This window comes from Acidithrix ferrooxidans, assembly GCF_000949295.1.
GTDB lineage: Bacteria > Actinomycetota > Acidimicrobiia > Acidimicrobiales > Acidimicrobiaceae > Acidithrix > Acidithrix ferrooxidans.
The window spans coordinates 91155-105714 of record NZ_JXYS01000025.1 but is presented as its reverse complement, the minus strand read 5'-3'; the positions used below and the strand labels follow the sequence as shown (position 1 = coordinate 105714).

Annotated in this window: 17 protein-coding genes and 1 pseudogene; 17 read left to right on the top strand and 1 reads right to left on the bottom strand. The window is 47.4% G+C overall.

The window, feature by feature from the left end; translation table 11 throughout:
• On the top strand, positions 1-380 hold a 380-nt coding region (locus tag AXFE_RS05140; RefSeq protein WP_320408775.1), incomplete at its 5' end, for a group II intron maturase-specific domain-containing protein.
• A gap of 116 nt (positions 381-496) precedes the next feature.
• Here the strand turns inward: AXFE_RS05140 and AXFE_RS19895 are convergent.
• Positions 497-661, bottom strand: coding sequence for a hypothetical protein (locus AXFE_RS19895; protein WP_160291738.1), 165 nt, complete (start codon positions 659-661; stop codon positions 497-499).
• Positions 662-807: 146 nt separating this feature from the next.
• Between AXFE_RS19895 and AXFE_RS05135 the strand changes: the two genes are divergently transcribed.
• The 16 genes and pseudogenes from AXFE_RS05135 (at position 808) to AXFE_RS05060 (ending at position 14560) form a co-directional block, all read left to right on the top strand.
• Positions 808-1014: a hypothetical protein gene (locus AXFE_RS05135; RefSeq protein ID WP_052604805.1), complete on the top strand. Its 207-nt coding sequence runs from the start codon at positions 808-810 to the stop codon at positions 1012-1014.
• A gap of 243 nt (positions 1015-1257) precedes the next feature.
• The gene (locus AXFE_RS05125; protein ID WP_152625876.1) at positions 1258-1503 is read left to right on the top strand and encodes a hypothetical protein; all 246 of its coding nucleotides are present in this window, start codon (positions 1258-1260) and stop codon (positions 1501-1503) included.
• Positions 1504-1571: 68 nt separating this feature from the next.
• Positions 1572-1868, top strand: a pseudogene (locus AXFE_RS05120) (transposase); the annotation flags it as partial.
• Complete coding sequence (locus AXFE_RS21335) at positions 1868-1972, top strand: hypothetical protein (RefSeq protein ID WP_407071672.1); 105 nt, start codon at positions 1868-1870, stop codon at positions 1970-1972. The pseudogene AXFE_RS05120 and the gene AXFE_RS21335, both read left to right, overlap by 1 nt.
• Positions 1973-2345: 373 nt before the next feature.
• Positions 2346-3170: a proteasome subunit beta gene (gene prcB, locus AXFE_RS05115; RefSeq protein WP_052604801.1), complete on the top strand. Its 825-nt coding sequence runs from the start codon at positions 2346-2348 to the stop codon at positions 3168-3170.
• A complete protein-coding gene (gene prcA, locus AXFE_RS05110; protein ID WP_052604800.1) occupies positions 3170-3850 on the top strand; it encodes a proteasome subunit alpha in 681 nt (226 codons plus the stop codon). Before prcB ends, prcA begins: the two co-directional genes overlap by 1 nt.
• Before the next feature lie 67 nt (positions 3851-3917).
• Positions 3918-5393 carry a Pup--protein ligase gene (pafA, locus tag AXFE_RS05105; RefSeq protein ID WP_235347624.1) on the top strand — a complete coding sequence of 492 codons (1476 nt, stop codon included), beginning with the start codon at positions 3918-3920 and terminating at the stop codon, positions 5391-5393.
• Between the two features lie 77 nt (positions 5394-5470).
• Complete coding sequence (lepB, locus tag AXFE_RS05100) at positions 5471-6049, top strand: signal peptidase I (RefSeq protein WP_052604799.1); 579 nt, start codon at positions 5471-5473, stop codon at positions 6047-6049.
• Positions 6050-6214: 165 nt separating this feature from the next.
• A complete protein-coding gene (locus AXFE_RS05095; protein ID WP_052604798.1) occupies positions 6215-6553 on the top strand; it encodes a hypothetical protein in 339 nt (112 codons plus the stop codon).
• A gap of 115 nt (positions 6554-6668) precedes the next feature.
• On the top strand, positions 6669-7205 hold the full coding sequence (locus tag AXFE_RS05090) for a Sec-independent protein translocase subunit TatA/TatB (RefSeq protein ID WP_052604797.1): 537 nt from the start codon (positions 6669-6671) through the stop codon (positions 7203-7205).
• 92 nt (positions 7206-7297) lie between these two features.
• Complete coding sequence (gene tatC / locus AXFE_RS05085; protein WP_152625874.1) at positions 7298-8023, top strand: twin-arginine translocase subunit TatC; 726 nt, start codon at positions 7298-7300, stop codon at positions 8021-8023.
• Positions 8024-8164: 141 nt separating this feature from the next.
• A complete protein-coding gene (locus AXFE_RS05080; protein WP_052604795.1) occupies positions 8165-10780 on the top strand; it encodes a DEAD/DEAH box helicase in 2616 nt (871 codons plus the stop codon).
• Between the two features lie 200 nt (positions 10781-10980).
• Entirely contained in the window at positions 10981-12585 is a 1605-nt protein-coding gene (locus tag AXFE_RS05075) for an FAD-dependent thymidylate synthase (protein WP_160291737.1), read from the top strand.
• Positions 12586-12785: 200 nt separating this feature from the next.
• A complete protein-coding gene (locus AXFE_RS05070) occupies positions 12786-13310 on the top strand; it encodes a DUF4193 family protein (RefSeq protein WP_052604793.1) in 525 nt (174 codons plus the stop codon).
• 56 nt (positions 13311-13366) lie between these two features.
• A complete protein-coding gene (locus tag AXFE_RS05065; RefSeq protein ID WP_052604792.1) occupies positions 13367-14053 on the top strand; it encodes a hypothetical protein in 687 nt (228 codons plus the stop codon).
• Positions 14054-14101: 48 nt separating this feature from the next.
• Positions 14102-14560 carry a GNAT family N-acetyltransferase gene (locus AXFE_RS05060; protein ID WP_052604791.1) on the top strand — a complete coding sequence of 153 codons (459 nt, stop codon included), beginning with the start codon at positions 14102-14104 and terminating at the stop codon, positions 14558-14560.

The following is a 14560-nucleotide window of genomic DNA, read 5'->3' as shown; positions in this document are numbered from 1 at the left end:
GCAATAAGTTCAAGCAGCAGTTTAACAACTTCCTGCCAGCGGCTTCAGATAAAGCGGTAGAAGAAATGGGCAGAGAACTTAGGCGGTTTCGTATTCACCTCCAAACAGGCCAAACCATAGCCGAACTCGCCAGGCTTTACAACCCGGTGATCTTAGGCTGGATCAACTACTATGGACGCTTCTACAAATCCAGATTAGGCCAACTCCTCCGTCGTATCAATATCTATTTGATTAGATGGGCACGCAAAAAGTACAGGCGACTTAGCATACGAGCAAATGCTTGGAAATACCTATCTCAAATAGCCGAACGTGAACCCAATCTTTGGGCTCACTGGTCATTTGGGGTAATACCAAAAGTCGGTTCGCTAGGAGCCGTGTGAATTGAGAGGTTCACGCACGGTTCTGTGAGAGCGGGGAGGGGAAGTTCCTCCCCGCCACTCGACAACCACCCCATGAAAGCCCAGGTCATGACCATATTGGTGTCTGGATTTGGGCACTACAGTTGAGCAATCACCTTCTTGGTTCGAGCTAGGGTATCTACTACTCCAAGAATAGAGTAGATCTCTTTTTGGGTAGAGTTTGGAGTAGAGGAGATACGAAGGTTATGTAGACGTTTGTTATCATCTAACATCGTTACGTTCAAGCGGCTATGGGTAGACACTTGAGCAAGAATGCTGTGAACACTTCTTTTGTCACCGGCTTGAGATAAGCTAAGTGCAATTGCTCCATAGCCCTAGGTGTCAAGGGAGTTGGCATCTATTCGAATAGAATACCAACCATGCAGGGCGAGAACTTTGATCGAACACGATGAAGCCTTATCCAAAGGATCAAAAAGAAGCTGTTGTCAAGAGGCTGAGGGAGCTGTTGTCAGATCCCAATGCACCCAGAGGTGCAATCGCCGATTTGGCTAAACAAGTCCAGATACCAAAGACAACTATCTACATCTGGAATCGTGAATTAAAGGACCAGATAGATCGCCAAGATCCAACTAAGCAAATGTGCCAACTATCTTGACACTCACCGGGTGCGTTTTGATTGTTAGTCGAGATCGGCGTCGGATCAAGCCGACCACGAAAAGCGATACAAGCGATGAAATGGCTAGATTTGGCTATGTCCAGGATTTGAGTCGGTCTCTTCGTTTTTTTACTCTTTTTGGAGTCTCGTCTTCGATTATTTCGATTAGGACGGGAATTTTTCTCGCCTATGGCGACGCCCTAAATAACTTTGGACCAGCAAGCATTTGGGAGTGGTTGGTGGTTGGTGGTTGGAGTCGGACAACTTTTAGTTGCAGGAGTGGTGGCTGAACTGGGCATTCGGATTCCACTAGTTGGATATGCATGCCAGTGGAGCTCGCGCTTGGGCGGATCGGCCTATGGCTGGTTTGTCGGTGTCTTTGGATTGCTATATATGACGGTGGGTGGCGGAGCTATCTTTTTGATACGCCCCGGAAATCTTGGAGACTCCAAGTCTTGGGTTAAGGAGTCATCATTATGGCAAGAGTAAAGAAGTGCTCACCCGAAGTTCGTGATCGATGATTGGCGTAACCCGAGGCATGTGGTCTATATCAATTTCATGCCCACATTGTACTGGCTCCTAAATATCGCCGTTATGTGATGACGAACAGAGTAAGTAACGAGATCAAATCCGCTCTCATTGAAGTGTGTACTCGTTTTGATTCCATCTCCGATGCTTTTGAGATAGACGGTGATCATGCTCACCTGTCGATAACCAACGCAGCTAAAGTTGCTTTATCAAGGATGGTGATGTTGATGAAGACGCTCGCAGCCATGAGAGCAAGCCAAAGAACTGGCCGGAAGTCCGAGATGCTTTGTGGGGGAACCACTTCTGGTCACCCTCATGGTCGATAGTGTCTTGTGGTGGAGCCCCATTAGAGGAAGTGAAGAAGTACATAGAAAACCAGAAACTCCCAAGAGGTAAATCAGGGAGACCAAGAAAGGATGGGGTCGCTTGACCCCTCCCTTACGGAGGGGATTGCGCTCCCATTGGTTTAAATTTATGGAGCTGCTAGTTCTTTTAGATGCAATCTTTCGTTGCACCAGCGCATTGCCTGGTTGTGCTTTGATGCTTTAGTGCCATTGACCTAAATGACCTAAATGGCCTAAATGAAAAAGTGCAGGCGAACTTTGATCCACTTCGGGCGACTGGAGGGTTGTAGAATTCCAATGAAGTTTTAGCAATTCAATAGGGAAATTGCACCAAAGTGAATTTGCTTGAACGGCCTAAGAGCTGCCTTGGAAGTGTTCGGAATTGTTGATCACTGCCGTAGGGTAATAAGGTAATGGTTAGAGTCCGTTTCAGGTAGAAGTGGATAGGAGAGAGTTACGGTGAGTTTGCCGATTTTTCGTCCAACAGAGGACCCAGGTCCGAATTTTTTGAAGACGCTCGAGAGGGCAGGTCTGTCTCCATTTGACAGTGGAGGCATTGCTTCTTCTTTGAGCACTTCCAATGGTCAACTTAGCGTTCCTCACGGCACAACAATTGTTGCATTTAAGTTTTCCGATGGGGTGGTAATGGCGGGAGACCGTAGAGCCACTGAGGGTAATTTTATTGCACATCGTAGGATCGAGAAGGTATTTGCGGCTGATCGCTACTCAGGAGTGGCCATAGCAGGTGCAGCGGGTCCGGCAATTGAAATGGTCCGACTTTTTCAAACCCAGCTGGAACATTACGAAAAGGTCGAGGGTGTCGTGCTCTCCCTCGAGGGTAAGGCGAACCAGTTAGGGCAGATGATCCGAGCTAATTTGCCCATGGCAATGCAGGGTCTCGCCGTTGTCCCACTCTTTGCTGGATGGGATCAGATCCGTGGGATCGGGAGAATCTTTGCCTACGACATTACAGGTGGGCGTTATGAAGAAGTTGCATTTCAGACGACCGGTTCGGGTGGTAGGGACGCAAAGGGCACTATCAAGGCAGGTCTGAGGGAAGATGTTCCACTCTCTCGCCAAGGTGCGCTCGAACTTGCTATCTCGGCTTTGACTGAAGCAGCCGAAGAGGATTCAGCAACTGGCGGTCCCGACCTGGCAAGGAAGATCTTCCCAGTTGTTGCAACTATCACTAGTGCGGGCTTTGAAGCCGCTAGTGATGAAGAGATCGGTGCAATCGCGGTAGAAGTATTTGGAAATCGTAGAGGGATTGGAGGCGGCCAATAATGAGTATGCCGTATTACGTAGCACCTGAACAGGTAATGAAGGATCGAGCAGACTACGCTCGAAAGGGAATTGCTCGTGGCCGCTCACTTATTTGTGCGATCTTTCAAAATGAGATACTTCTTTGTGCTGAGAACCCATCTAAGTCCTTGCACAAGGTCTCGGAGATCTATGATCGCATAGCTTTCGCCGGCGTTGGTAAATACAATGAATTTGACCAACTTAGAGTCGCAGGGATTCGTCACGCTGATACCAAAGGCTATGCCTATTCGAGGGATGATGTGGATGCTCGGTCGCTTGCCAATCTTTATGCCTCTTATCTAGGTCAAGTCTTTACCCATGAGATGAAACCCCTTGAAGTTGAGATACTCGTCGCTGAACTCGGAAGGAAGAACTTTCGGTCGCAATTGTTCCATATTCTCTACGACGGTACGGTAATGGACGAAGATCGTTTTACGGTTCTAGGAGGCGAATCGGATGCAATTGCGACTCGCTTTGGCGAGACTTACGACGCCTCGGACTCCCTAAAAGGTACCCTAGCCTCGGCCATCTTAGCCTTAGGTGGTCCAGAACGAAAGCTTGGGGCCCATGATCTTGAGGTTGCAGTATTACAGGACAAGAATGGTCGCCGTACTTTTAGGCGCATCATTGGAAGCGAATTGAGTGAATTGCTCGAGGAGTGAATTTTTCGATGAAGGTATGATAGGGACCTAGAGGGAAATACTTTTCCCTCTAGGTCTAGGCGGCTAGGTGACCCTATCGACGCTTCACTGGCCAGAAACGACCATGGCGAATTTAAAATTATTGGAGATCTTGGTTCGAACGGCGTTTTGGGTCAAAGATGTATATGGAGAGAATGCTTTGACACTTGAAAAGAGAATCTTTGGCCTTGAAAATGAATACGGGGTTACCTGCACGTTGCGTGGTCAGCGCCGCCTCAGTCCGGACGAGGTGGCCCGATATCTCTTTAGAAGGGTCGTCTCTTGGGGCAGAAGCTCGAATGTATTTTTAGGAAATGGCGCCAGACTCTACCTCGATGTAGGCTCACACCCTGAATATGCCACGCCTGAGTGTGATTCGCTCTATGACTTGGTGGCACACGACAAAGCAGGCGAAAAGATCTTAGAAGGATTGGTTTTTTCGGCTGAGGCTCGAATGCGAGAAGAGGGCATTCGGGGCGTCGTCTATTTATTCAAAAATAATACCGACTCGGCCGGAAACTCATATGGTTGTCATGAGAACTATTTGACCACTAGGACCGATGATTTTTCAAAATATTCGGATATCCTCATTCCATTTTTTGTGACTCGTCAGATCTTTGCTGGTTCGGGTAAGGTCCTCCAAACCGCTCGAGGGCCGGTTTATTCGATTTCACAGAGGGCTGAGCATATTTGGGAGGGCGTATCTTCTGCAACGACCCGTTCGCGACCGATAATCAACTCTCGAGATGAACCACATGCGGATGCCGAGAAGTATCGACGCCTGCATGTAATCGTCGGCGACTCCAATATGAGTGAATATACAAACTTTCTCAAAGTCGGAACGACTACGGTTTTGTTGAGAATGCTTGAGGATTCCGGCGTGGTGTTGCGTGATCTGTCCATTGAAAATCCAATTCGTGCCATTCGTGAGATCTCGCACGACCTCACCTGCACCAGGAAGATCCGTCTAGTCAATGGGCGCGAGCTAAGCGCACTTGAGATTCAGAATGAATATTGTGAACGCGCAGTCAAATATCGTGATCTGCAAGGATTGCCCGATCAGGAGTCCAAAGCCCTCGATATGTGGATCTATGTGTTAGAGAATATAGCCATCGACCCATTTAGGCTTGGCCGCGAATGTGATTGGGTTATTAAATACAATCTACTTGAGGCGTTTATGGCCCGTAATGATGTGACGCTGGGCCATCCGCAGATCTCACTTATCGACCTTCAGTACCACGACGTATCAAGAGATCGTGGAGTCTTTTACAAGCTGCAAAAGCGTGGTTTTGTCGAGCGAATGGTTAGCGATGAGGCTATTGAAGCAGCGGTGGAGACCCCTCCTTCAACGACGCGTGCCAAGCTTCGTGGGGAATTCATAAAGCGTGCAAATGAGAAGCGCCGCGACTTTACTGTCGACTGGGTTCACCTTAAATTGAACGATCAAGCGCAACGGACGGTACTGCTTAAAGACCCATTTCGATCTGAAGACGATAGGGTAGATAAGCTGATTGAGAGTTTGTAAGCTCTTTTGTTCGATTTGTAAGCTAAATCGGAATTGTTGGTGTATTTTTGCCGAATTCCGAGGTCCGAGGAGAAACTTTGTCTGATCCAAATGAAGCCGGTAAGAATGCTGCTAAATTAGCTCGTTCGGATAAGCCAAGACGATGGTTACGCCCGAATTTAATAGCATTTGGACTTTCGATCACTTTTGCGATTTTAATTCGGTTATTTGTCTTTCAATCTTTCTATATTCCATCTGGGTCGATGATACCAACTCTTATGATAAATGATCGAATTGTTGTGTCAAAGGTAAATTTTGCCTTGTTTGGCGTCAAGAGAGGCGACATGGTCGTCTTCGTTCGTCCAGCTGCAGACAAGGTCGACCCGACGATCAAAGATCTGGTGAAAAGGGTAGTTGGCTTGCCGGGTGAGACGATCTCTGCCTCACATGGACACGTTTATATAAATGGCACGAGGCTCAGTGAACCTTATCTACCCAAGGGGGATTTCACTTACAATCTTCCGCCGACTAAAATTCCGCCCGGTGACTATTTCATGATGGGAGATAACCGTGGAAATTCGTACGACTCTCGATTTTTTGGTCCAGTTCCCGGTTCGCTATTCGTGGGGCAGGTAGTTTTGAGATACTATCCCTTTAACCGAATCGCAATTCTGTAGTCGATGACTGAGTCTCAATTGACATGCTTTTAGCTTGAGCGGTTCACCTAACGTTCTCCTCAACTTTTTAATCTTCGCGGTCGATAACCAAGGTTAGCAACGTAAAAAAAATTAGTCACGTTGTTAGGTTATTTGTATGGATGCAAATTTGCGAAGGGAGTCGCGATGCCTTTAATTAAGGCTAGCTGTCCGACCTGTGGTGATGTCGAATTGACGCTAGCAGACATCAAAGTTATGGTTTGTTCAACAGATGGGCAGGCCTCCTACAATTTTAGGTGCCCTAGTTGCCGCTATAGGGTTTCCAAGCCTGCTGAGAAGGCTGTTGTAGATATTTTATTGTCGTCGGGTGTGACCATGAGTTTTTGGAGAATGCCGATGGAACTCGAAGAGGACCATCAAGGCGAACCAATCTCTTATGACGAGCTGATGGACTTTCACTGTCAGATTTCAAATGATGGTTGGCTGGATCGACTTATAGAGAAGGGGTCTACTAAAGAAGAGTAGTTTCTTGTCGGTTCCAGGTGAGTATTCTAAGGTGGGAGTTCTTAATGTGACCTATCATCACTTATCTTTAGAATACGCTCAACGTTGTCACCAATAACAGAGTATCTTGGTTGATATGTTCAACTTAGATCCGACAAAGTTGTTGATTATTGCAACTGTTGCTTTGATAGTCCTTGGACCCGACAAACTTCCTGTCGCAATGCGCCAAATTGGAAAGTACTGGAATGAGTTTCAGAAGGTTCGTGGGCGCATTCAGACCGAGATGAATGGTGCTCTAAGTACCATTACCGAGAGTGTAGGCCCTATCTCATCCTTTGTGGACTCCTCTATTGGTTCAATCAAAGGACCGCTAGGTTCAGCCATGTCTCTCAAAGGACCGCTAGGTTCAGCCATGTCTCTCAAAGGACCGCTAGGTGCTGCAGCTTCACTATTGACTACGTCCGCAGTGGCGCCTTCACAAGCGCATGCAGCATCTATGTTTGGGACCAACTCGATCACCCAAGAGGAATCTAACGTCGACCCCCAAGGCGCTAATACGTCTGGTGGGGCTAATTTGTCGTTAAGCTGGAGTGCCGATGCGACTTTACGTCCATGGAGCCCAATTGAAGGCGTGGATCATCTAGGATTCAACGCAGATCCCTATTGGAACTAAGAAGTTTCCTAAACTAGCAGTTGGTCTCGAATTTGAAGAATATAAAGGTACCTAGAATATCGCTCAAACACAAAGGTGATAAAGATGGCTCGATGAGCATCTTTGAGCATTTGGCGGAGCTTAGATCGCGAATGACCAAGATTGCACTTGCGATATTGGTTGGATCGGTGATCTCTTATATCTTCTACAACCAAACGTTAAATTTCTTTACCCAGCCTTACTGTCACGTATCAGGAGTATCCTCATGTTCGCTTTATGTGACGGGTCCCTTGGATGGCTTTGCGCTGAGAATTAAGATTGCAGGATATGGCGGAGTCTTTCTTGCATTGCCGGTAATTTTGTGGCAACTATGGCGTTTCATTACGCCGGGCCTTCGAAAAAAGGAAAAGCAATATGCGGTTCCATTTGTCCTAGCGTCTTTGATTCTCTTTGTTAGCGGTGCATATGTTGCTTACTTTATCTTTCCGCACGCATTAGCCTTTCTGCAGGCAGCCGGTGGGAAACAGCTCAAGCAGATCTACACGCCTTCAAGCTATTTGAACCTGATATTCTTGCTCATGGCGGCCTTTGGGGCTTCATTTGAGTTTCCGGTATTACTTGTGGCTCTTGAACTTGCTCGAGTTGTTACCCCAAAGAAGCTAGCCTCGGTTAGACGATGGGCAATTGTAATAATCGTTACAGTGGCAGCTGTTGTGATTCCTAGCTCTGATCCGTTTTCACTGTTTGCTCTAGCGATCCCTTTGGTGGTCTTTTATGAGGTGGCGATCCTGATTGGAAGAGTTTTGGTTCGCGAGAAAAAAGAGATCAAGGCTAGCTAATTGTGAAATACCTAGCTAAGGTGGTTTTCTTTTTAGAATTTGCCATAAGATCAGTTGTATCAAAGCTTTAATCAACTGACGAAATAGCCCCCATTGCTCACTACTCCTAGTTACAAATCGTTTATCGAACGAACAGGATTGATGCCGGATCCTTTCCAGCTGAAGGCTTTTGCAGCGATCGACATGGATCGTTCGATACTGGTTGCTGCTCCTACGGGAAGTGGAAAGACGCTGGTGGCTCAATATGCCGTTGATCGCTCTCTCTCGCTGGGTCTGAGAGTCTTTTATACGACTCCTCTAAAGGCACTGTCAAATCAAAAGTTTTATGAGTTCATAACTCTCTATGGTCCCGATCGGGTCGGCCTTCTAACGGGGGATAACGTTGTAAATCCAGATGCTGAAGTTGTGGTTATGACGACGGAAGTACTTAGGAACATGCTCTATGAGGGTAATGCCGATCTGGGCCGATTGGCATATGTGGTTATGGACGAAGTCCATTATCTGCAGAACCCTTATCGCGGTGCGGTTTGGGAAGAGGTGATTATTCACCTCCCTGAGTCGGTCTCTTTGGTTTGTCTATCGGCAACAGTCTCCAACTCCGAGGAGTTTGGTGATTGGATTAGAACCGTTCGAGGCCCTACAGATGTGGTGGTTGAGACGAAGCGTCCCGTTGAGTTGGTGCATCTCTACGGAGTTGCCGAAGATCGATTCAATGGCCTAAACATTATGGAGGCAATAGTAGATGGTCGCCCTAACCCAGATTGCTCACGCTATGACGATCCTCGCTCTCAAGGGCTTATCGTTCGAAAGAGGCCGCTGAGACGAAGCGGCGTTCCACGACGCCTTGAGGTGGTCGAGTTCTTGAAGGATGAATCGATGGTTCCCGCTGTCTTCTTCATCTTTTCACGACAAGGCTGTGAAGCAGCCGTTGAGCAGTTGGTGCGTGCTTCGGTACGTTTGACGACCCCGGCAGAGCGAAGCGAGATTCGTGCAATCGTCGATAGGTCTATTACTAATCTTTCAACGGAAGATCTGGAAGCTTTAGGGTTTTCGACCTTTATGGCTGGTTTAGAGTCCGGTATAGCGGCGCACCATGCGGGGATGGTCCCGCCACTAAAAGAGGCAGTTGAAGAGTGCTTTTCAAGAGCGCTAGTGAAAGTTGTCTTTGCGACCGAGACCCTTTCCTTGGGGATCAATATGCCAGCTCGGACCGTTGTGATTGAAAAGTTAAACAAGTTCAACGGCGAGACTCATGAGCTTCTTACTCCGGGTGAATATACACAGCTTTCAGGGCGAGCAGGACGTCGCGGAATCGACGAGATAGGTTATTGCCTTTCGCTTTGGTCTCCATTTGTAAGCTTCGATCAAGTCTCTCATTTGATGCTGACAAGCAGCTATCCCCTTACTTCATCTTTTCGACCCACTTACAATATGGCCGCTAATTTGGTGAAGAGTTTCGAGCCCGAGATTGCGCACAACTTGTTGAATCTTTCATTTGCACAATTTAGATCTAACGCAGAGATAGTGCGTTTAGAGGCGCGATTGGCCAAGCTTAGAAGCCAAGAAGATGAGTTGCTAGAGGCGGCGTCGTGTGAATTGGGTGACGTTGAGGCTATATATGATTCGGTGAAGAAGAAGGATCGGGCTCCAAAGGTTGGCGTTGCGCCTCCTCCAGAGCGCTTGATCCACCTCCATCTCTCTAGGTTAAGACCGGGAGATGTCATCATAGCACCCAGCGAGGGAGAGTCTCATTTTCCAACACGATTGGCTATCGTCTCTAGCTCGAAGAAAAAGGGCGGGCGAATTAGCGCGTGGGCGATCAGTACAAGTGGTCAGAAGTACCTTCTGCGGCCCAATACGATCGATTTTATTCCTAAGGTCGTTGGTCGCATCGAGGTAGAGGTCCAGTACGATCCCAAGGACCATGACTATCTTCATCTTGTAGCTGACCATTTAAGGGATATGCCAATAGCCGACTGTTTGTTGGTAGAGCCATTGCTCCAGCGTCGCACTGGTCAAAGAGAGCTCGAGGAGGCAAATGAAGATGAGATGAACGAACTTCGGGATAAGCTTCGACGTTGTCCAGACTTTACGAGACATATAGCCGCGATAAAGCGGCTCCGGCGGATTCAACTCACAACTGGGGAGCTCAGACAGAGCGTTAAGTCCAATACAGAGTCCTTGGCTAGGCAGTTTGATCGAGTCCTTGAGGTGCTCACGACTCACAATTTTGTTGTTGACTGGGAACTTACAACAAAGGGCGAGCGTCTAGCTGGTCTCTTTCATGAATCTGATCTGTTGATCGCTCTTGCCTATGATAATGGAGTCTTTGCGGGGTTAGATTCAGTTGAGCTTGCATCTCTTCTGTCGGTCTTTGTCTATGAGCCGCGTACTTCAGCTCCAGGGTCGGATCGTTTCCCATCTCGTGAACTTGAAAAGAGATTTAATTTGGTGTGCGATATTAGGGCGGAACTAAATCGCGAGGAGTCCCGCCTTAGAATTCCTCCAACCAAATCAGTCGAGTCCGGATTTATGGTTTACGCCGGCGCTTGGGCTCGAGGCAGAGACCTCGCCAGCGTCATAGGCGATCATGGAGTCCCTGGTGGAGACTTCGTTCGATTCATGAAGCAGATTATCGATTTAGCGCGCCAGTTAGCCTCGGTGGTGGACGATCCGCAGGTAGCTTTGAACCTGTCGTCATTGAATCGCCTTTTGTGTCGAGGTGTCGTGGAGGCTTCCATCAGAGTTCAGCGGTGACATTGTACTAAGGTTGCACGCTAGCGCTTTTTTTGGCCAATTTGCCTTTTCGGCCCCAGCTAAAGAGTTATACCAATTGACGAGTAGGGTTTGCCAAACACTGCCAGAGTGGATGAATTTTCCATTGGGATCTTAAAATACCGCTATTGGATAGACATTATTGAAGCCATTTCCCTCAAATGCTCCTAATGTATTGGGCAATGACCGAAGAATTTACTGAAATTGAAAAAGAGATCCTCAGCGGTTACTTTTCCAGTATCGAAGAGGACGTCTTTTCGATAACGAACCTCCCCGAAGTTACCAAGGCAGCTTTGTTTGCCAGATATTCTCGTTCTCCAAAGTCGATTCGCCGCCTGTTTTTGGATGAGTTTTATGATAATGAAATGGTTAGCGACCAATCCAGACAGGGGGTAGCTAGGGCCCAGGGCCTTTTTTCTCGAGTTTTGGCCGACTATGGGGATGATTCGGTGGCTCAACTTGGATCGATTCATTTTTCCTTTGAGAACATATCTAACATTGCCACTAAGGTGCTTGAGCGCCCCAGGTTGATGTCATATCTTGAACAATCGACTCGCTACATACCATACGACCTCCTCGATTCCAATGGGAAATTTCGCTACTACACCCCACCCGAGTTACAAGGCGACGACCCCTTGGCCTTTTCAAATGCCATGGATGAGCTTTTTGTGGAGTATGCCGCATTGTCCAAGGAGGTCATGGCTAGGTTGCTTCAAGATGGCGCAACCTCTAGTGAGGACTCGCCATTGCAAAGGGCTACACTAAGAGCTGCGGCACTGGATGCTACGCGAGGTCTTTTACCTGCTTCAACCAAGTCAAACGTTGGCGTCTACGGCTCTGCGCAGGCGTTTGAGGCGTTGACCCTTCACCTATTGGCGCATCCGCTAATGGAGATACAAAGACTTGGAGCGTCGCTTCAAAGACAGCTATATTCGCAGATTCCTTCTTTGGTCTCTCGACTTGATCGCAATGATCGGCGGGATCCGTGGGTAAAGTATCTTTCAGATACACGCCACATCTCCACCAGAAGGGAACTTAAAGGAGCGACCAACAGCGATCCTCTAGAAGATGATGATTGTTTGACGGGAGAGTTGGGATGTCGCGTCCGCCTTATCTCTTTTGACACAGACGGGGAGCGCCGAGTTGCCAGTGGAATACTCTTTGAGATGACTCAGTTGTCAGCCGCTCAAATAGATCGCTATCTCGATTCGATTACAGCAATAGAGCTAGACCACTTGTTTGAAGGGTACATAGGTGAACGATTGAACCGACGCCATCGCCCTTCGAGAGCCTTTGAGCGTAGTCGTTATCTATTTGAGATAGAGACCGATTACGGTGCCTTTCGCGACCTTCAGCGTCACCGGATGCTCAACATCTCCTGGCAAACCTTGACAATGGATCTTGGCAGCTATGCTTCTAGCCGACTCAAGACAAAAGAGAAGGTTAGGTACCAAAAGGCGCTTGAAGCGCCTTTGGAGCTACATGCCAGGATTGATGAAAGATATGGGAGTGACATAAGTGCGTATCTTGTGCCGATGGCATATCGAGTGCGCTTTCAAATTGAGGCAAATGCTCGCGAATTGATGCATTTGATTGAATTGCGATCCCAACCACAGGGACATGAGAGCTATAGAGAGGTTGCTCAACTTCTTTTTAAGGCAATTTCGAAAGTAGCGCGCCATCAACGAATATCATCATCTATGTTACATGTTGATTTGAGCGATGGTTCTTTGGGTCGTAGGGATTCGATAAAGCGTGAGATTGACAAGGCGGAAAGATCGATATAGTCACTAATCGACATAACAGGCATAATAACCGCTTCCAAGTTACTAGATTCTTTCGGGAACAAAATCTGTATTAATCTTGATCCACTATGCGAAGTATTTATATTTGCAAGCGATTCAGGCCGGTTTGGGTATTTTTTTGGTCATAGGGATGACGTTGATGATCTCTGTGACATTTTATAAAGTTATTGAAAGGACAATTTATGGCTCGGAAGAAGGCAGTCGAATTTGAAGAGCCCGACGATGATGCGGGTTTGAGCGACGATCTTGAATTAGGCGACGAATTAGACGACGAATTTGACGAGGGACTAGACGATGTGGAGTTCGACGATGAAGAGATTCTCGACGATCCTGACGATTTGGAAGATCTAGAAGAGCTTGATGTCGATGAGTTGGAAGAGGAAGAACTCGAACCAGACGATATTTTGGTCGATGACGACGACGATGCTGACCTCCCGGATTCAGATGTAGATGATGAATCCGATGACGATGAAGAGATTGAAGAAGAGGTAGAGGCTAGTCTCGATGACATTCTAAAAGAACGTCTCGTGGTCGTTGATTCAGACGACGAGGACTATGACGACGATGATTCCGACGATAGATCAGATATCGCGCTCACGGTTTTACCGAGGCAACCCGACGAGTTTGTATGCCAAAGTTGTTTTTTGGTGAAGAAACTTACCCAGCTAGCTGATAAGGAACATACTTATTGCCGCGACTGTGTGTAAGATTTTGTAATGATTATTGGTGGTTTTCTACCAAGAAATAAGGAATTGATGTCACGGTGCAAGAAGAAGATATTGCTAAGGTTCTCGACTACCTCGTATATGCCCCAGTTGGAATAATAACATCAGTGGCGGAATCATTGCCAAAGGCCGTTGAAAATGGTCGCTCTATCGTAGAGTCGCGTACTATGGTGGCCAAATTCATGGGAAAGATGGCCGTCGACTATACGGGCAATAAGGTAAAGACCCAAGTTGAAGATATCCGACGTTCTGTGACGGATGGAATTACTTCGGTGCTGCCTGAACCTTGGGGCGATCTAGCGAGGTTCATACTGGGTAATGATTCCACTCCGGGTGGTTCATCGTCGACTTCTAACGATGGTGGTTTTTATTCAGATGTTCCTTCTTCTGAGCCTGATAGAACAACGACAGTCGAGGCGGAGGCCAGCGAGAAGACAACGGTTTTGGCGGATTTGACAGAATCAGATGAGAGTGGTGCTGGTGACCTAGATGCTAAGTCACGACCTTTAGCACCGGTAAATGATGTCAATGTTGCTGACGTCTCCAATGGCGAGATCGATGTCATAATTCCTAACTATCAGACTTTATCGGCGAATCAAATAGTCGCAAGATTTGACCTGCTGAGCCCTTCTGAGCTGGATCTGGTGGTTCGTTTTGAGACAGAACATCGAGGGCGAAAGACCATAGTAGCTAGGGCTCAAAAGCTGCTAGGAGAACAGCCGTAACGAAAACGGATTTTGCAGTCGTCAGCTAATTTGTTGTCGCAAGGAGTTTTGGTCATAGGAAAAAGCCTTTCGGTCGAGCCATTTTCACCAAGAGAGCGGGATTTTGGCCTCACTTGTATTAGTGCTCTGGTCCATGAGGTTTCGAAATATCGCGGTGGTCAAGAACTGGCAAGGCAAGCTTTTGATCGATTTTACCCTTCGTTTTTTTCAGATTTGAGTAGATCTGACGATCGGAAGCTTCTGATTGGACGATGTGGGATTGATTTAGTTGGGTTTGCTTCGTTGATTATTGATGGTCAAAGTGGAGAGTTTATAGTCTTTGTCGATAGCAAGTTCCGCAACCAAGGTTATGGATCCAAACTTCTCAATGAGATCGTTGCAGTGGCATTGGGTTGCGGAACTTTATCGATTTACAGCTTTGTCTCTCCCGGAGCTCGTTCCTCTAAGAGTGCTTTAGAACGAGCTGGGTTCAAAGCGGATGGCCTGAGGATGACACGAGAGGCATAA